Source organism: Variovorax sp. EBFNA2 (assembly GCF_033802765.1).
GTDB classification, from domain to species: domain Bacteria; phylum Pseudomonadota; class Gammaproteobacteria; order Burkholderiales; family Burkholderiaceae_C; genus Variovorax; species Variovorax paradoxus_H.
Genome location: NZ_CP138497.1, coordinates 595,989 through 612,658, shown reverse-complemented (window position 1 = coordinate 612,658; position 16,670 = coordinate 595,989). Strand labels below are relative to the sequence as shown.

Below are 16,670 nucleotides of genomic sequence, written 5' to 3'. Positions count from 1 at the left end.
CGCTCCATAAGGGCGGCGGGGCCTTCCTTCTAACCATCCAAGGGATCGAACCCTGTGGTGCCAGTGTTCGGTCGCAACAGGTACGACTTGACTACGAAAACGTGCGGTTCGGCCCCTGAAGTACGGGGGCTCACGGCGGCACGCGAGGTGCTGCTTTGCAGCTTGTCAGTAGTGACACATCCTCTCCGAAGCTGCGCGTATGGTGACAGCATTTGGCATCGGGGCGGTTCTTTTCTGAGTGGGTCTTTTATTCCCGTGCCTCTACTGCCGAACCGCTGTCGAGAGGCAGTGAGCGCGGTGCGCGCAAGTCAACGCGAGAGTTTTGTGGAACGATACCTGACGGCCCGCTGTCGTCCACCTTCAGATCATTCGGCGGCGGTGCGCCCGGCGCGACAGCGCTACTCCGGTGCTAGTTGAGTGGTTTGCTCCGTCGGTCAAGGACAGATGCCTGTGTGAAGGTTTAGCTGCGTTCGGCACGGTTTTGGCCGTCAAGACAGATCAGCTCCATTCACGAGCGTGATCGGTACGCTGGTTAAATCCACATCCTCTAGGCAGCGAGCATTGATGGCCGATCCTACGAACGGCAGCCTGCCTTCAGCTATCCCGTCGCGGCACCCCGGTGCGCGCGCTGGCGGAAAAGCGGCGCGTCAACGTCGGCCTGGCGACGCCCGACCGCGACGAGATGGTCTACCTGGAGTCGATCCGCTACGCCCGGCGCGTCGCGTTGCGCCACGTGATCTCCGGCCAGCGCGTTCCCATGGAACTGACCTCGCTGGGCCGCGCCTACTTGCCGTGGCGCCCGAGCCCAGGACCCGCGCGCTGATGCGCCTTTTCAGAAGCCTCCGGGGCTCGACATGGAGCGAGATGGCGCGGGTGCCCGGCGTCAACTACTTTGAGCGGCCAGCGTCAATTATCTTGAGCGGTGCGGTCGAGCAAGATCATTGAGTAGTTGTCGTTGCGCTGCGTTGCCGGCGAGCCGGCAACGCAGCGCGGCGGCGGTAGCTGTCCACGTTCATCTCCAGGATAGTGGCGTGATGGACCAAGCGGTCGACCGCGGCAATCGTCATGGCCTTGTCGGGGAAGACCTCGTCCCACGCCGAGAACGGTGCGTTGGCCGTGATGGCAATGCTCTTTCTCTCGTAGCGCTCGGCAATGAGCTCGAACAGCACGGAGGTCTCGGCCTGGTCCCGCCGTGCATAGCTCAGATCGTCCAGGATGATGAGATCGAAGCGATCGAGCTTGGCGAGTTCATTTGGCAAGCGCAGGTCTCGGCGCGCCGCCTGCAGACGTTGCACCAGGTCGCTCGTGCGCACGAAGAGGACCTTGTAGCCGTGGTCAATCAAGGCATGGCCGATGCCGGCGATGAGATGAGTCTTGCCCACGCCCGGCGGCCCGAAGGCGAGCAAGTTGTGCCCTTGCGCGATCCAGCCGTCGGCCTCGGCCAAGGCGGTGACGTGGGCCTTGGAGACGGCCGGAACTGCGTCGAAGTCGAAGCTGGCCAAGCTCTTGTCCGGTGGCAGTTGGCTGTCGATGCGAGCGCGCGCAAGCCGACGCGTCTCGCGTTCGTTGACCTCCTGCTCGAGCAGTACGCCGAGGAAGCGTTCTGCCGGCCAGCCTTCGCGGTTGGACTGCTCAGCCAGCTCGGCCCATAGCCGCTTCATCGTTGGAAGCCTCAGTTCTCCCAGCATGAGGGGCAGGCGCGCTGCATCGGCCGCGGTGCGCGCGGATGCAATCGTGTTCATGCGGCCTCCAGCAGATCGTCGTACACCGCGGTAGCCGGCAACAGGACCTCCACGAACGGCATCAATGCCGGACGCGGCGCGAACTGCGCTCTCAACACCTCGATGTCGGGGAGTTCGTTGCGCTCGCCCAGGGCGCTGAGGATCGCGGCGAGCTCGGTTACCACATTGGCCCGATCGGCCAGATCGAGCAGATTCACCATCAACCGACAGGCCTCCCGCTCGCTCAGGCGCTGGCTCATGTGCTCCCAGGCTTGGGCGTATTCGCTGCGCGGGAACATGGCATCGCGCAACATCCAGCGGGCGAAGGCTCCGGGCTTGCGTCGCAGTGACGGGAGCATGTGGCGCCAGTCGATGCGCTTGGGATGCTTGGTCTGGGCGCTGCTGCGCAACCGCTCGCACTCGAACACCTTCACGCCGCCCAGCCAGGCTTCGAGGTGGGCGCTGTAGAGCCGGACCTTCAGCCGATGGCCGACCAGCCTGGACGGCACGCTGTAGTGGGCGGCCTTGATGCTGATCAGACCGAACTTGCTGACCCGGGCGTCGACCTCTTCGAAGTCCACCGTCCGTCGAGTTGGCAGGGGCCGGAGGCTGGCACGCTCGATCTCCCAAAGTCGAGCGCAGCGCGCGTTCAGGCGCCGTACGGTATCTGCGACGAACTGACCGTAGCTCTAGAGGTTCGCGAACTCACGTGTGCCGCGCAGCAGCAACGACTGATTCAGTGCGGTCTTCAGGCTGCCCTGGCGTGCTTCGATCGAACCGTTCTCGTGGCTCACGCCCGGATTGTTGCGGCTCGCGCGCAGGCCGTAGTGCGCGCACAGCTCGCGATAGCGGGCGGTGAGTTCCTCCTGTTCGGCCAAGTTGTTGAACGCCGCCGACAGGCTGTCGGTGCGATGCTCTTCGGGCACACCGCCGGCCATCCATAGCGCCTCCTGAAGGCCGCTCGCCAATGCCTGGAAGCTCTCGCCGCCCAGGACGATGCACGCATGACGCCAACCGCTGTGGGCGAACGCGAACTGGTACAGCCGGTGCGGCAAGATCACCCCAACGATGGTGATGGCCAACTCGTCGCACACCGTGAAGTCCGACAGGCCGAGCCGGCCAGGCGGATGCTCCTGGGCGAAGAAGATCTCGCGATCGCCACCGTGCTCGGCGCGCCACTGCCGCACTCTGCGCTGCAGGGTGCGCAACACCGCGCCGTCAAAGCGCTGCGGATATCGAAGCTGTAGTTCCTCCAGCACCGTCACCGCCATTAGCCCAGGGGCCGCCTCCAGCATCGGCACGACCTCCGCCGCCCACACCTCAGTCAGCGGATCGGCGCGCGTTCGCCATGTCCGCGCAGGCTTCTGGGAGGGCAGAAGAACCATCGATTCGATCCGGCGCGCGCTGGCCACACTCACCCCAGCCTTGGCAGCCGCCACCTCCTGGCTGTGCTTGCTGCGCAGTTCCTTGTACTTGGTCACTTGATGATCCGATATGCGTTTGCCGGGCAAGGTGGCTGCCTCCTCTAGAGGCAATCCACTTTAAAACCCGACCGCAAACGCACCCCGGGCGCGCGCGTCAACCGCTCACGATAGTTGTCGTCGACCGCTCAAGATAATTGTCGCTGGCCACGCGGGCCAGCGACGCCGCGCGCCTCGGCGTGCAGCGCGACGGCTTCTGTGCCGCGTCACGGCAGCCGGAAGTGGTAGCTCTTGCAGTTCCCCTGGTGGTGGACAGCGCGATCTACGTGATGAATCTCAGCCTGTCCACAACCGAGCCGGTCGAAGCAGGTTGCAGATCAGTTTTCGGCGTGCCTTCTGGGGTTGGTCGGCGAGGTTCAGCATGAACTCGAACTCAGGTCCCCGTTGACGAAGTGATCGATCGTTCCATGTGAACATAGCTCCACCTGCGCCTTCCCGCGAGGACCCGCGTCGCAAGCTCAAAATCCGTCCCCGGCGCATAAGCAGCGCAGACATGCCGGCTATGGTGTCTTTGCCCGCTGCTCTCTTGACGCCGTATCGAATCGCGAGCAGAGGCAAGCCGAACTCTTGCGCATCCGGACTTGGTTGCAATCGCGTTGATGGCCCGCGATCCTCAATGTCCGTCAAAGCTGCCGTCATGGCGCATTCCTCCACGACGAGTGCGCTGCACGTCCGGATTGGCCCGGGCAAGCCGTCGCCGCCTAGAGCCGGGCGCAAGATGGTAAGCAGGAAAGCGACAGGACTCCTCCACAGCGTCTTAAAATGAAACAAGCGATCAGCCCGGCTCGTGCTTGCCGGGCGCTGCACAGGCTCGATCCATTGCAAGTTGCACAGGTGGATCGAGACCATGCAGTACAGCCCCGAATTTCTCCGTTGGCGAGAGGCCGAATATCGCCTCGCTGAGGCCGAGGCGTCGTTGCGCTGCAGTATCGAATCCGCCGAAGCGAACCCGCTTCAGCTCGAGCTGGCCGTGGAGGTTTGTGCCCTTCGGGAGGCTGCGGCTCATGAACTTTCAGCGTTGCTGCTTTCAATCGAGCTAAAGTCGAACACCAACAGTTGGACCAGAGCGTCGGAAGGCGATGGAGCGACGTCCCTCCATTCGGTCCGGACTTCCTTGGCGCCGTGTGGGCAAAGGCGCCACGTCTGACAAGCAGGAGAGTGCTCGATGGTTACGGTAGTACATCTGACGCGAGACTCCCCATGATCCCAAAAGGCGCCGTTCTCGGCAAAGATGCAGCTGTAGCAACCTTGCGCGAGCGGCTGCACGAAGCTGAGCGCGGTTCTCTGAATTGCATCGCGCTGCGCGTTTATCGCGTCGGCGGCGGTTCAGATGACCTCGTGCTGGGCGGGACCGCGGAAGAACAGGCCAAGGCGCTGAGCGACTTCCTTGCGATGAAGGAATGAACGAAATGCGAGGACGTCCCTTTCATCCGGAGACCCCCGTGGGGTTCACCGAAGCACACGCTCTCGCGTTGCAAGAGGTTGTGGGCATCTTCGATATGGAGCTCTGGAGCGATGCGCCCTTTCCGGATGGCCCGGTTGTGCGTCTGAACCTCGATGCGGCAGCATGTACGACCGCAGTCTCCACGCACCGAGCAGCCAAGTTGCTGGCCGCCGCCATCGATGCGGCTGATCATCTGGACGAGAACGTCACGATCTGGCTGGAAGTGACCCAGTCAAAAATGCCGCCATTTGTCGCCGAAGCACTCGATGAACTCGCTGGACGCGGCGCCGGCATTATGGTGACCCACGCGGCGCCAGCCGGGATCCGCTGCTCCCATGCCCCTGGCGGACAACTGCCGCTGCAGTTCCGTGAGCGGCTTGCCCGCGCCAGCAGAGTGGAACAGATCTGGCATCCCTTGGCGCAGAAGCCTGTTCCCGGGATCGGCATCTGAGATGCTTCCGTCAGGGGGAGAGCGACTTGGAAGCAACAAAGCCCCCAGGCTTTGGGCACTGAGGGCTTTGAGGGGTCAGCTCGACGGACAATGAGGGTCCGCGTTGCCGTCAGGTCGAGCTGACACTGCCTGTCCTGTTGGGACGCGGCATGCCAATCTTCGTGAATTTCCGGCCGTTTTGACAGCGCAAGGGGTAACCATGAACCATGCCGCTTGAGCAAAAGGCGCGCTACAAATGCGACAACCTTTGAGGGCTCGGTGCGCGACGGCATTTTTGATTCCCTGGCGTGGATCACATCAATCGTGGTCCTGGAGCGAATTGCACACAGATCATTGCAGGCATCGATATGTCGCGCACCAGGGCAACTCGGCGCGTTCTCGTCGGCGATCCGGCACACCGCGGCCTCTCGCGGGGGAGCGTATGGTTCGGCGGCTTCGAGCTGCCGGGGACGGGCGGCGACAAATTCACCTGCCGGTATGGTGATCATTCCGTTCGTTCGGGGTCGAACGACCGCAAACCCCAGTTCGCCCTCTGCCCCCTGAAGGCTGCGGATGGAGGCGGGCGGCTCAGGGGCCCTGTTCGGCCCCAAGGAAGCTTCGCCGATCAGCGACGGCAACGAGATGACGCCGGCGTTTGAGGCTCAAGAGGCTCCTTGAGACCGATTGCATCGATCGTGCTGATTCTCAATGCCATACGCGTCGGGCTCCATCGATGCAGACCGGAACAATCGCATCGCAGCCGCCGGCTTCACAAGAACCCGGCGGCATTGCAAACAGGAAGACGGTCCGGCATGGCTCGTCGCGAACATCGTGCTGGCACAATCGGCGCCCTTGCGAGCGCAGCGTCTGCGCGGGTATAGCAAGAAATCGAATGAAGGAGAACCCCTTGCCGGAAGACGCCGGAGGCGAAGCGACCACTGACGCGTGCCTGATCCACCTACACCACGCGCTGTGGAGCACGTGCACCGTGCTCGCCGTGGCCATGCCGGATGGAAGCATCCGGCAGTCGCTTCGGGCCCACGAAAACCTGCATGACTGTCTGGACCCGGCGATCAGGGCAGCGCTTGGCGACAACTCGCCGGCCGAGGCCGAACCGTTGGCTCGGCAGCCCTGGCGCCTCTGCGATTTGCAAGGGTGACTCACTGGCTTCCTGTACTGGAAGCGATTGAACCACGAGGTCGATTTTGCGAATCGCTGTCCTAGATCCATCATTTCGAACCAGAGAGCTCGCGCGACGGGCGATCTGCAGGCTGGGCCATGAGCCAGTGATTTTCACCCACGTGAACGAACTTCAGGAGCACGCCGGCGAAGCCAGCAGCTTCGGCGTGCTGCTGCTCGCGTGTCCGTTCGACCCGGCGGTGTTTCAGCCGCTCGTCGCCGAGGTGCGCGAGACCCTGCGCAGGCAGGCGCCGTTGATCCTCGGCGCGTCCAAGCGCCAGTTGCGGATGATGTCGGCTTTGTACGGGGATGCTTTTTCCACGGTGGCGCCCGCGCCATCTTCGTTCGAAGACACCTACCGCTTGTTGGAAGCCCATCTGGTGCGTCTGGGAGCACCCGTCCCCGCGCGAGTGCTCGAATGGCGGGGCTATCGTTTCATGCTGGACCAGGACAAGGCGGAGTTCGCCGGCACTCCCATCCGGCTGCGGCCCCGCGAGATCGACTTGGCAGTCGCCTTCTTTCGCAACGTCGACCGGGTGCTCACGCGGGAATGGCTCGTCGCCAATGTGTGGGGACGAAAGGTCGAGAGCGGCGCCCCCTCCAAGGCGTGGGGACGAAAGGAAGAGAACAGATCCCTCACGCGTGCACTGGACGTCTGTGTATCGGCCTTGCGCAAAAAGCTCGGATTGCGCTTCGGGCTCCAGGCCATCTGGGGCCAAGGGTACCTGCTGAGAGACATGCCATCGTCGCTGTATGACCAGAGCCCACTCGGATTTCGTGTCCGGGCAGCGGGCGCGCAGCGCGGTACCGCCCGCGACGACGCAGAAGCCGCGGCAATCCGCCACCCCACGGGCATTTCAGTTCCGCACGGCAATGGCGCGAGAAATTCTTGCTGATCGATCCGCGCGTACGAACGGGACAGTGACAGGTACTTGGCACGGGATCGTGGCTCAATGGATTTCAGCGGCGGTCTGCTCGAACCGAGCAGTTGGGGTCCGTGGTCGCAGGCAGTCTGGCTCTTGGCGGCCTCTTGGCGGACAGACGCCACGCCTGCCTCGACGCGAATGGCTCTTGCATTGGAGAGGTGGCCGTGAGGACCGCGCGCCTCCACCGGTGAGGCTCCCGCTGCCTTGCTGCCTCGATGCTGCCATCGGAAAGCCACAGCCCGGGATCGCGCGCAGCAGCGTGCCCGCGGTGTGCCTCGGGAAACGAAGCGCGCTCAGCCCGGCTGGCCGTCCAGGCGCGGTCGCGAGAGCACCGGCCAGTAGCGCACCGCATACAGGCCGAACCCGAGGCTCCAGAAGGCCGCGGATGCGAGCACGGCGCCCAGGACCTGGGACGGCGCGACCAGGGGCACGAGGATCCGCGCGAGCGCGGCGAGCAGGACCAGCACGAAACACGCGGTATCGGTCTGGTCGGCGCGCAGGACCCGGCCCGTGTGTCCCCGTGCGGTGCGCACCATCATGCCGATGATCAGTCCGCCGGCGGCGCCGACGGTCAGCGCATGGGCCGCGAGCGACGGCGAAGCCCAGCCGTGCAGCGCGAGCCCGCGCAGCGCGAGATGCACCGGCACCCAGACGTAGGCCAGGTGCAGCACCAGCACGAGCGAATTGCTCACGGTCTTCCAGGGCTGCCAGAGCAGCCACCGCGCGAGGTGGGCGAGCGCCGCCGCGAGCGCGATCGCCGCCAGTGCGGCGGCCGGCAGGCCGAGCGCGTCGGCGGCCAGCAGCGCGAGCACGAGGCCCAGGCTCGCCTTCTCGATCCAGGGCTGTCGCGTGGCCCGGGCGCCGCTGACGCCGTTGTTGGTGAACATCGGGATCACGCGCCCGCCCATCACGGCGAGGATGAACAGCAGGATGTCGAGCGCGACCTGGATCCCGATCCAGGCGGGGAACTCGATCACGCCAAGCACCGAAAGATGAAAACCGGACGCGGCCGCCGACAGCATCGCGAGCAGCCCGATGAAGAAGTAGTTGCGGCGGTTGCGCGCGCCCACGAGCGGCACGGCCAGCACGACCGCGCAGGCCAGCGGAAAGGCCGCGTTGGCGATCGCGGCCGCCCAGGCGAACGGCGAGAGGACCAGCACGCGCGCGGCGAGCCACAGGGCCGCGAGGGCGGCGAGCGACGGCCCCGTCGGCGTCGGCCGGCCCGACCAGTTGCGGCCCGCGGTGAACAGGAAGCCCACGATCACCGCGAGGCAGAAGCCGAACAGCATCTCGTGCGCATGCCACATCGGCCCCTGCAGGTAGGCGCCGGGCAGCCAGCCGGCGAACTGCATCGCCCACAGGCCCACGGACAGCGCGGCGAACGCGCTCGCGAGCAGGTAGAACGGCCGGAATCCGAGCTGCCACAGCGCGAAGGCCGGCACCGGTGCGGCCGGGGCGCGCGAAGACGGGTGCATGAGGGGGGAGGACATCAGGTGAGCTCTCTGGCGCCGGCGGCGCCGTGTCGAAGGCGCCACGCCAGGGCGGCCCCGGCCATGGTCGCGGCGAAGAAGGCGAGGGACGCCGCATTGAGCGCGGCGCCGGCCGCTCGCAGCGTCTCGCCGGCGGTCCCGGGCATGAAACGCACCAGCAGCGACAGATGCAGGGCCGCCAGCGGCAGGTAGAAGGCCGGGCCGAACGCCAGCTTGATCCGCGCGACGGCCGGCAGCACGACCGGCGCGTGCCCCATCATCATGCTGACGACGAAGCCCAGTCCCAGCGCATGCAGCGCCACGTCGCGCATCGGCCATCCGAGCGCCGTCAGGGCCCAGGCCACGCCGGCGATCCCGAGCCACCCGTAGCCGCCGAGCAGGCACACGGCCATGTAGCGGGCAAGGCCCTGCGAGAACACGGTGCGGCGGGCGATGTCGAAGGCCAGCAGCCAGGCGGCGAGCAGCGCGAGCGCGGCGCCGTAGACCAGGCCGCCCGTGCGCGGCGCCGCGCCCGACCATGCGGCGCCCAGCAGCAGCAGGGACAGCAGCGCATGGAGCGCGGCACTGGCGGCAGGGCGCCGCCGCATCAGGCGCGCCATCTCCAGGCGCTCGGCGGCGATCGTCAGGACGAGGAAGGCGAACCACCAGGGCAGCACCGCATGGCCGCCATGGCCCAGCGCGAACAGCAGGTTGCCCACGAGCCACGCCCCCGCGCTCACCAGCAGCAGCAGGGTGTGGGCGGCCCACTGGCGCCGCACGAGCACCGCATTGACCGCGAGGAAGCACGCGGCCGCGGCGACACCGAGCCACGCACCGGCGGCGGGGTGCCCGAACGCGAGGCACCACGCGCCCGCGCCGGAGGCGAGCGGTGCGGCAAACGCAGCCGGGTGCCTGAGCGCCACCGCGCGCTCCAGGCCGATGACCGTGCCGAGAAAACCGCAGATCATGAGGGCCGCATGCGCCAGCAGGACGGGACCGGTCCAGGGGAACACGCGCGGATCGGGCACCGCGACGCCCAGTCGCCAGAGGCCGCCGGCCACACCCATCAGCAGCGACAGGACCGCCAGCCCGCCGAACACGGCGCGCGCGAGCTTGCGCGTGCGCGATGCCGAGGGCCCTGGCAGGCCCCGGGCGGTGGCTTGTAGCGCGTTCACCATCCCATGATCCACTTGGCCTTGGCGCTCATGCGGTCCGCCGTCCACGGCGGCTCCCAGACCAGTTCGGCGCGGATCTGCAGGTCCGGCGGCACGACCTTGTCGAGCTCAAGCTCCGCATCGTCGACGATGAGCTCGGCGACCGGGCAGGCGGCCGAGGTCATCGTGATGCGCAGGTGCACGGCGCCGTCGTCGACCGTCACGCCGTAGACGAGGCCGACGTCCACGATGCTCATCGACACCTCCGGGTCGACCACGCGCGAGAGGGCTGCGACGATCGGCTCGCGCAGCGCGGCCGGACCTTCGTACGGGAAGGGAGAGGGCGGGAGCGGATCAGGCGCCGCGCCATCGGGGCCGCGAGCGGTGCTCATGCGCCTCCTGCGGCGCGATGCACCGCGCGTGCCGGTCGTGGGTGAGGCCCGGGCGCCGTCCACCCGCCGCCGCCGCGGCGTCCGCGGCCATGGGCGTCGAACGCCGGCACCCTCGTGATCGCGACGCGCCACACCGCCGGGCCTTCCTCCAGCGCGTTCCACGCGAAGCGATCGGGCCACCGCGCCTGGAACCTCGCGTAGAGCGGCCCCAGGTCGTGATCGTCCACGAGTTCGATGCCTTGCCCTTCCTCCAGGGCCGCGAAGCTCGAGAGGATGTGCGCATCCCGCAGGCGCGGCTCGAGCGTCCGCGCGTCGACGGTGGGGGAGAGGGCTGCGGATGTCACGGCGGGTGTCCTTGGGATGGCGGCGGGCGCGGCAGGCGCCTTCCGAGTGCATCCGATGCTAGAAAGTCCGCGCGCCGCGGCTTTTGATCTGCGTCAAGTGGCGCGCTGTTCCGCGCGCCATCCGCGATGCGTCTCCGAACCGCAACGGCCGCGCGCGATCCGTCTCCCTCCGATTGCATGCACGCCCGGCTCGCAAAGGCCTCCGCGCACCCGAACTGGGTTCCGTCAAGCGAGCTTTCGTGTGCTCCCGCAGCCACGATGAGGACTTTCTCACCAACGCATGGCGCCGCCGTCGCAGGCACCGGGAACACCCTGTCGGACGCGTCCTATGGACGGTGTGTGGGCGCTGAGGCATTCTCGATCGCCATACCCACGAGCCCATCGCTGGCAACACACGTGACCCATCCACGACGACTTGCGCAGGCCTGTCTGTTTCTTGCTGTCGCCATGCCCACGCTGGCGCTCGGCCAGAAGGAGGCGGTGCCGGCATTCAAGGAGATGGATTCGATGGAGGCACGGGTCCAGGGTTGCGCGACCTGCCATGGCCAGAGCGGCCAGGGCACCAGCAACGGCTACTTCCCCCGCATCGCCGGAAAGCCCGCGGGCTATCTCTACAACCAGCTGGTTGCCTTCCGCGACGGCACGCGGCGGTACCCGCCGATGAACTACCTCGTGGCCTACCTGCCGGATGCCTACCTCAAAGAGATCGCGGACCACTTTGCCAGGCAGCGTCCGCCGTTCGCGTCGAGGGAGGACACGGCTGCCGATGCAGCCGCGCTGGCGCGCGGCAAGGCGCTGGTGACCGCAGGCGATCCCGGCAAGGGCATTCCGGCGTGCGTCGCCTGCCACGGCGAGGGACTCACCGGCATGAACCCGGGCATTCCCGGGCTCGTCGGGCTTCGGCCGAGCTACATCGCGGCCCAGCTCACCCGCTGGCGGGTCGGAGAAAGGCACGCGGCGGATCCCGACTGCATGAAGCGGATCGCGACCCGCCTCACCGAGCCCGATGTCCACGCGGTCGCGGCCTGGCTCGGCAGCCAGGATCCTCCGAGGGATCCGTCGCCGGAGTCCTCCAACCTCATCCGCATGCCGCTCGCATGCGGCAGCCAGCGGTGACCGCGATGCGGCGCCTTGCGGCATGGACCGGCGCCCTGGTCGCGGTGGCGGCCGTGGGCGTCATGGCCGTGTACGTCCTGCTGCCCGGCGAGCTTCGCCCGCGCGAGGGCCCCCAGGCACCCAACGCCACGACCCAGGTGATCAACAAGGGCGAGTACCTCGCGCGCGCGGGTGACTGCGTGGCCTGCCACACCCCTCCCGGCGGCAAGGAGTTCGCGGGCGGCCGCGCGATGCCCACGCCTTTCGGCAACCTGTACGTGCCCAATATCACGCCCGACGAAGAGACGGGCATCGGCACGTGGACGCCCGACGAGTTCTACCGCATGATGCACACGGGCGTGTCGCGCGACGGCACGCTGCTGTACCCGGCGATGCCGTTCGCCTCGTACACCAAGGTGACGCGCGAGGACTCGGACGCCATCTACGCCTACCTGATGTCGGTGCCGCCGGTGAAGCAGCCCAACCGTCCGCACGAACTGCGCTTTCCATACAACCAGCGCGAGCTGCTGGTCGGCTGGCGCGCGCTGTATTTCAGCCAGGGCGAGTACAAGCCCGACCCGAAGCAGTCGGCGCAGTGGAACCGGGGCGCCTACCTGGTGCTGGGCCTGGGGCACTGCGCCATGTGCCACACGGCGGTGAATCCGCTCGGCGGATCGAGCGAGTCCAAGGCCTTCGAAGGCGGCATGATCCCGAACCAGAACTGGTATGCGCCGTCCCTGACTTCGAACCGCGAGGCGGGCCTGGGCAACTGGAGCATCCAGGACATCAAGGACCTGCTGCAGACGGGCGTCTCGCACCGCGGCACCGTCTACGGCCCGATGGCCGAGGTGACCTACAACAGCCTGCAGTACCTGAGCGACGAGGACGTGGAGGCGATGGCGGTCTATCTCAAAGCGCTGCCGCAGCGCGACGCCGAGCCGCCGCCCACGAGCCAGGCGCGGCTGGTGGCGCCCAACGTGATGGAGCTGGGCCGCAGGACCTATGCGCAGCAGTGCGCGATGTGCCACGGCGAGGAAGGCAAGGGGTATCCGCCGGGGCTGCCGCCGCTGGCGGGCAACCAGTCCATCACGATGGCGTCGCCGGTCAACTCGATCCGGATGGTGCTCAACGGCGGCTACGCGCCGGGCACGAAGAAGAACCCGAGGCCCTACGGCATGCCGCCCTTCAACCACATCCTCAACGACGAAGAGGCAGCCGCCGTCGTCACCTACATCCGCGTCGCCTGGGACAACAGCGGCACGCCGGTGGCGCCAGCGCAGGTCAACGAACTGCGCCGGCTGATACCCGAATAGGAGAAGGCAGCGATGGCCACGCCGCATGAGCAAGACCGACCTGGCGACGAGGACGAGGATCGCCGCGTCGACGAAATCGTCCGGCGCGGCCCGTCCGGTGCCTTCGCCGTCGCCGGCGTGGCGACTGCCATCGTGGTGGCCATCTATTTCGCGTTCTACTTCTTTGCCTACCTGCCGCGGGGGGCCGTGCAGTGAGCGCCGCGGCGCCCCCCGAAGGTGCGTCGGAGGCCACGGCCGCCGCGGCCGAGAGGCGCTGGGCCTTCATCGTCGCGGGCATCATCGCGCTGCTGCTGGCGATGATGGTGTTCACGGGCCTGCACTGGGCCGCGATGCCGCCCTCGCGCGTGGAGACCATCGACGTCAACACCGTCCACCTGGAAGGCGAGTTCGTCGAAAGCAACCTGGGAACGGCGCTCGGGCCCGACGGGAAGGTGACCGTGCGCCTCATCGCGCAGCAGTACTCCTTCTCGCCGCAGTGCATCGTCGTGCCGGCCGAGATGCCCGTGACCTTCCGGGGGACGGCCACGGACGCGATCCACGGCTTCATCGTCGGCAAGACCAATGCGAACACGATGCTCATCCCGGGCTTCGTCGCCACGTTCACGACCCGCTTCTCGAAGACCGGCGAGCAGCTGATGCCCTGCCATGAATACTGCGGCACGGGCCACGAGGCGATGTGGGCGCGGGTGCAGGTGCTGCCGCCCGCGGAGTTCCTCGAAAAGGCGCGCGACGGAGAAAGGCTGACCTGTGTTTCACGCTAGGAAACTCGTCCTCGCCCACTTCGGCGTCGCGTTCGTCGCGTTCCTCGGGGCGCTCGCGCTCGGCGCGTGGCAGATGTACATCCGCAGCCCGCTCGCCACCTGGGTCAACAACCCCGAGCACTACTACCGCTCGGTGACGGCGCATGGCACGGTCATGGCCTATGTCCTGCCCACGCTCGTGGCGATGGGCTTCGGCTACGCCATCAGCGAGCTCGCGCTCAAGCGGCCGCTCGTCGGGGTCCGCTGGGCCTGGGCCGGCTTCTGGCTGGTCATCGCGGGCACCGCGATGGCGGCGGTGACGATGGCGCTGGGCAAGGCGTCGGTGCTCTACACCTTCTATCCCCCGATGATCGGCAGCGCGTTCTACTACCTCGGCGTGGTGCTCGTCGTCGTCGGCTCCTGGATCTGGGTGGCGCTCATGTCCATCAACCTGCGCGCCTGGCGCAAGGAGCACCCGGGCGAGTCGGTGCCCCTGGCGATGTTCGGCAATGTCGCGGGCGCGTACCTCTGGGCCTGGACCTCGGTCGGGGCGGCGGTCGAGATCCTGGTCCTGATCCTTCCGGCCTCGCTCGGGCTCACCGACACCATCAACGCGGGCCTGGCGCGGGTCTTCTTCTCGTGGACGCTGCACGCGATCGTCTACTTCTGGCTGATGCCCGCCTACATCGCCTTCTACACCATCGTTCCCCGCGCGATCGGCGGTCGCCTGTACAGCGACACGATGGGCCGCGTCGCGTTCGTGCTCTTCCTGGTGTTCTCGATGCCGATCGGCATCCACCACCTGTTCGCCGACCCGCAGGTCGGGGCGGGCTTCAAGTTCGTGCACGCGGCCATGACCGCGATGGTGTCGGTGCCCACGTTACTCACGGTCTTCACCATCGTCGCCTCGGTGGAGATCGCAGGGCGGCTGCGCGGCGGCCGGGGGCCGTTCGGCTGGGTCAAGGCGCTGCCCTGGGACAACCCGTGGATGCTGGCCGTCACGTTCTCGTTCGTGATGCTGGGCTTCGGCGGCGCCGGCGGCATCATCAACATGAGCTACCAGCTCAACGAGACGGTGCACAACACGCAGTGGGTCACCGGGCACTTCCACCTCATCTTCGCGGGTGCGATCGTCCTGATGTACTTCATGGTGGCGTACGACCTCTGGCCTCAGCTCACCGGGTGTGCGCCGTTGTCCGCGCGGCTCATCAAATGGCAGATCTGGAGCTGGTTCGTCGGCATGATGGTGCTGTCGATGCCCTGGCACCTGGTGGGCCTGCTGGGCATGCCCCGGCGGATGGCCTACTACGACTACACCCATCCGGACATCCAGCCGCAGGCCTGGACCGTCACCGCCTCGGCCATCGGCGGATTCGTGCTGCTCGCGTCCGGCATCCTGCTGGTCTACATCCTCGCCACGGCGCACCGCCGGAAAGCGGCGGCCGTCGAGCCGTACGCCTTCAGCCGCACCACGCATGCGACCGCGCACACGCCCGCGCTGCTGAACCGCTTCTCGCTGTGGGTCGCGATGATGATCGGCCTGACCCTGATCAACTACGGGTACCCGATCTTCCAGCTGGCGGCGCTGGAGGAGGCGTCGGTGCCCATCATTCCCATCGGGAGCCGGTGATGCGCGACGGTGCGGTGTACTCCTGGAGCAATGCGTGGTTTCGTTGGACGATCGTGTCCCTGGCCGCGTTCACGGTGGTGTCCCTGCTGGTCGGCTTCGTGTGGCTGCCGTCGGTGCACAAGGACTTCACCGCGCAGAACCTGTGGGACGCCGTCTGCAGGGCGGCCGGCGTGCCGTCCCGCTGGACCGGGGCGCAGGACGTGAAGACCGGGCCCGCATCGACCGACGTGGTGCTCGAGCGGCGCATGGTGCGCACGATGGACGCCGGCGCGGTGGGCCGCGGCGCCACCCTGGCGCTCAACTGCACGATGTGCCACGGCGCCCAGGGCATGAGTTCTTCGAACGCGCCCAACCTGTCGGGGCAGTACCCGGAGGTCGTCATCAAGCAGCTGCTCGACTACAAGGCGGGCCGGCGCTCGCATACGCTGATGGAGGCGCTGGCGCGCGACATGTCCCAGCAGGACATCGAAGACATCGCGGCCTATTACGCGTTCCTGCCGAAGGCGCGCACGGCACCGACCACCTACGACGAGTCCCTGCCGGCGCTGGTGCGCGTGGGCGACCCGCTTCGCAACATCGCGCCCTGCATTTCATGCCACGGGGGCGTGGACCAGAAGCTCGGCGCCCCGTGGATCGAGGGCATGCCGAAGGACTATCTGGTCGAGCAGCTGAAGGCCTTCAAGAGCGGCGCCCGCCGCAACGACGCCCAGGGCCAGATGCGGAACATGGCGCGGCCGATGTCGGAGCAGGAGATCGCCGAGGTGGCGGCGTTCTATGCGCGCAAGGCGAGCGCCGGGCAGCGGCACTGAGTTCGGGCGCCGCACGGTCGGCCACTCGCGGGGGCAAGCCGGTCTGCTTTCTTGGGGCCTTGACTGCAACCACCCGCTGCAGCCCGCACGGCCTGTGTGCATGGACCGCCCCCGCGCCGTCGTGTGCTTTCCAACAACAGCCGATCTCATCGAGGCATGCAGAGCCAAGGTCCGCGACTCTCGACACGCCGGCCCTCGAATGGCGGCGGCACTCGGTGAAGCCATCGGGCCACGCGCGCTGGCACGGCGCAACGCGCACTTCCTGCGCGAGGAAGCTTTCTGCAGCCGCCCATGCGGCCATCGAGCTTCACATGCTCCGCTCGTGAGTTCTTCATCGGGCGGTGCGAGATCGTGGTCGCGGCACGTCATCCGGCCGTGGTTGGTTGCGGCAGAGCCAGTTGACACGGCCGGCCTGGCCCTGGAGCCATCGCTGAAGAGATTCATTCGCGAGCACTCTGGCGTCCTCTGCCTGCTCGAAGTCTCCTGGTTCAGGGGCAGGCCCATGGCCGCGGAAGTAAGCGAGGAGCTTCAGATGCAAGTGCC

Annotated in this window: 17 protein-coding genes and 1 pseudogene; 11 read left to right on the top strand and 7 right to left on the bottom strand. The window is 67.1% G+C overall.

What is annotated here, in order from left to right:
* Positions 1–619: 619 nt before the first annotated feature.
* Positions 620–823, top strand: a complete 204-nt coding sequence (locus RZE79_RS33315; protein WP_373696589.1) for a hypothetical protein — start codon at positions 620–622, stop codon at positions 821–823.
* A gap of 115 nt (positions 824–938) precedes the next feature.
* Here the strand turns inward: RZE79_RS33315 and istB are convergent, their stop codons facing one another.
* From istB to RZE79_RS33300, 3 genes and pseudogenes are all read right to left on the bottom strand, one after another.
* Positions 939–1,742, bottom strand: a complete 804-nt coding sequence (gene istB / locus RZE79_RS33310) for an IS21-like element helper ATPase IstB (protein ID WP_319361471.1) — start codon at positions 1,740–1,742, stop codon at positions 939–941.
* Positions 1,739–3,232 (bottom strand): annotated as a pseudogene (gene istA, locus RZE79_RS33305) (IS21 family transposase). Before istA ends, istB begins: the two are co-directional and overlap by 4 nt.
* A gap of 745 nt (positions 3,233–3,977) precedes the next feature.
* Complete coding sequence (locus RZE79_RS33300) at positions 3,978–4,208, bottom strand: hypothetical protein (RefSeq protein ID WP_319361662.1); 231 nt, start codon at positions 4,206–4,208, stop codon at positions 3,978–3,980.
* Positions 4,209–4,402: 194 nt separating this feature from the next.
* Between RZE79_RS33300 and RZE79_RS33295 the strand changes: the two genes are divergently transcribed.
* The 4 genes from RZE79_RS33295 to RZE79_RS33280 all read left to right on the top strand — a co-directional run bounded on the left by RZE79_RS33295 (position 4,403) and on the right by RZE79_RS33280 (position 7,151).
* A complete protein-coding gene (locus RZE79_RS33295) occupies positions 4,403–4,606 on the top strand; it encodes a hypothetical protein (RefSeq protein WP_319361661.1) in 204 nt (67 codons plus the stop codon).
* 38 nt (positions 4,607–4,644) lie between these two features.
* Positions 4,645–5,097 (top strand): hypothetical protein, encoded by a 453-nt coding sequence (locus RZE79_RS33290; RefSeq protein ID WP_319361659.1) that lies wholly within the window; start codon positions 4,645–4,647, stop codon positions 5,095–5,097.
* 886 nt (positions 5,098–5,983) lie between these two features.
* On the top strand, positions 5,984–6,235 hold the full coding sequence (locus tag RZE79_RS33285; RefSeq protein WP_319361657.1) for a hypothetical protein: 252 nt from the start codon (positions 5,984–5,986) through the stop codon (positions 6,233–6,235).
* A gap of 142 nt (positions 6,236–6,377) precedes the next feature.
* The gene (locus tag RZE79_RS33280) at positions 6,378–7,151 is read left to right on the top strand and encodes a helix-turn-helix domain-containing protein (protein ID WP_319361655.1); all 774 of its coding nucleotides are present in this window, start codon (positions 6,378–6,380) and stop codon (positions 7,149–7,151) included.
* Positions 7,152–7,474: 323 nt separating this feature from the next.
* Here RZE79_RS33280 and RZE79_RS33275 read toward each other — a convergent pair whose 3' ends face one another.
* The 4 genes from RZE79_RS33275 to RZE79_RS33260 are packed head-to-tail and all read right to left on the bottom strand — an operon-like array spanning position 7,475 to position 10,540.
* The gene (locus RZE79_RS33275; RefSeq protein ID WP_319361653.1) at positions 7,475–8,671 is read right to left on the bottom strand and encodes an NnrS family protein; all 1,197 of its coding nucleotides are present in this window, start codon (positions 8,669–8,671) and stop codon (positions 7,475–7,477) included.
* Positions 8,671–9,825 (bottom strand): hypothetical protein, encoded by a 1,155-nt coding sequence (locus RZE79_RS33270; RefSeq protein ID WP_319361651.1) that lies wholly within the window; start codon positions 9,823–9,825, stop codon positions 8,671–8,673. The genes RZE79_RS33275 and RZE79_RS33270 overlap by 1 nt, the downstream gene beginning before the upstream one ends.
* Positions 9,822–10,196, bottom strand: a complete 375-nt coding sequence (locus tag RZE79_RS33265) for a metal-sulfur cluster assembly factor (protein WP_319361649.1) — start codon at positions 10,194–10,196, stop codon at positions 9,822–9,824. Before RZE79_RS33265 ends, RZE79_RS33270 begins: the two co-directional genes overlap by 4 nt.
* Complete coding sequence (locus RZE79_RS33260; protein ID WP_319361647.1) at positions 10,193–10,540, bottom strand: DUF2249 domain-containing protein; 348 nt, start codon at positions 10,538–10,540, stop codon at positions 10,193–10,195. The genes RZE79_RS33265 and RZE79_RS33260 overlap by 4 nt, the downstream gene beginning before the upstream one ends.
* 447 nt (positions 10,541–10,987) lie before the next feature.
* On the opposite strand from RZE79_RS33260, the gene RZE79_RS33255 reads away from it, so the two are divergent.
* The 6 genes from RZE79_RS33255 (at position 10,988) to RZE79_RS33230 (ending at position 16,127) form a co-directional block, all read left to right on the top strand.
* Positions 10,988–11,656: a c-type cytochrome gene (locus RZE79_RS33255; RefSeq protein ID WP_319361645.1), complete on the top strand. Its 669-nt coding sequence runs from the start codon at positions 10,988–10,990 to the stop codon at positions 11,654–11,656.
* Between the two features lie 62 nt (positions 11,657–11,718).
* A complete protein-coding gene (locus RZE79_RS33250) occupies positions 11,719–12,948 on the top strand; it encodes a cytochrome c (protein ID WP_373696606.1) in 1,230 nt (409 codons plus the stop codon).
* A 12-nt stretch (positions 12,949–12,960) separates the two neighbouring features.
* Positions 12,961–13,143 (top strand): hypothetical protein, encoded by a 183-nt coding sequence (locus tag RZE79_RS33245; RefSeq protein WP_319361641.1) that lies wholly within the window; start codon positions 12,961–12,963, stop codon positions 13,141–13,143.
* Positions 13,140–13,709, top strand: a complete 570-nt coding sequence (locus RZE79_RS33240) for a cytochrome C oxidase subunit II (RefSeq protein WP_319361640.1) — start codon at positions 13,140–13,142, stop codon at positions 13,707–13,709. The genes RZE79_RS33245 and RZE79_RS33240 overlap by 4 nt, the downstream gene beginning before the upstream one ends.
* The gene (locus RZE79_RS33235) at positions 13,696–15,318 is read left to right on the top strand and encodes a cbb3-type cytochrome c oxidase subunit I (RefSeq protein ID WP_319361638.1); all 1,623 of its coding nucleotides are present in this window, start codon (positions 13,696–13,698) and stop codon (positions 15,316–15,318) included. Before RZE79_RS33240 ends, RZE79_RS33235 begins: the two co-directional genes overlap by 14 nt.
* On the top strand, positions 15,318–16,127 hold the full coding sequence (locus RZE79_RS33230) for a c-type cytochrome (protein ID WP_319361636.1): 810 nt from the start codon (positions 15,318–15,320) through the stop codon (positions 16,125–16,127). Before RZE79_RS33235 ends, RZE79_RS33230 begins: the two co-directional genes overlap by 1 nt.
* Positions 16,128–16,670 lie beyond the last annotated feature (543 nt).

Excerpts from the sequence above, each read along its gene's own strand:
- RZE79_RS33300 (WP_319361662.1), bottom strand. The coding sequence starts at position 4,208 with ATGAGCCGCAGCCTCCCGAAGGGCACAAACCTCCACGGCCAGCTCGAG.
- RZE79_RS33255 (WP_319361645.1), top strand. The coding sequence starts at position 10,988 with ATGCCCACGCTGGCGCTCGGCCAGAAGGAGGCGGTGCCGGCATTCAAG.
- RZE79_RS33275 (WP_319361653.1), bottom strand. The coding sequence starts at position 8,671 with ATGTCCTCCCCCCTCATGCACCCGTCTTCGCGCGCCCCGGCCGCACCG.
- RZE79_RS33230 (WP_319361636.1), top strand. The coding sequence starts at position 15,318 with ATGCGCGACGGTGCGGTGTACTCCTGGAGCAATGCGTGGTTTCGTTGG.
- RZE79_RS33245 (WP_319361641.1), top strand. The coding sequence starts at position 12,961 with ATGGCCACGCCGCATGAGCAAGACCGACCTGGCGACGAGGACGAGGAT.
- RZE79_RS33265 (WP_319361649.1), bottom strand. The coding sequence starts at position 10,196 with ATGAGCACCGCTCGCGGCCCCGATGGCGCGGCGCCTGATCCGCTCCCG.
- istB (WP_319361471.1), bottom strand. The coding sequence starts at position 1,742 with ATGAACACGATTGCATCCGCGCGCACCGCGGCCGATGCAGCGCGCCTG.
- RZE79_RS33295 (WP_319361661.1), top strand. The coding sequence starts at position 4,403 with ATGATCCCAAAAGGCGCCGTTCTCGGCAAAGATGCAGCTGTAGCAACC.
- RZE79_RS33250 (WP_373696606.1), top strand. The coding sequence starts at position 11,719 with ATGGCCGTGTACGTCCTGCTGCCCGGCGAGCTTCGCCCGCGCGAGGGC.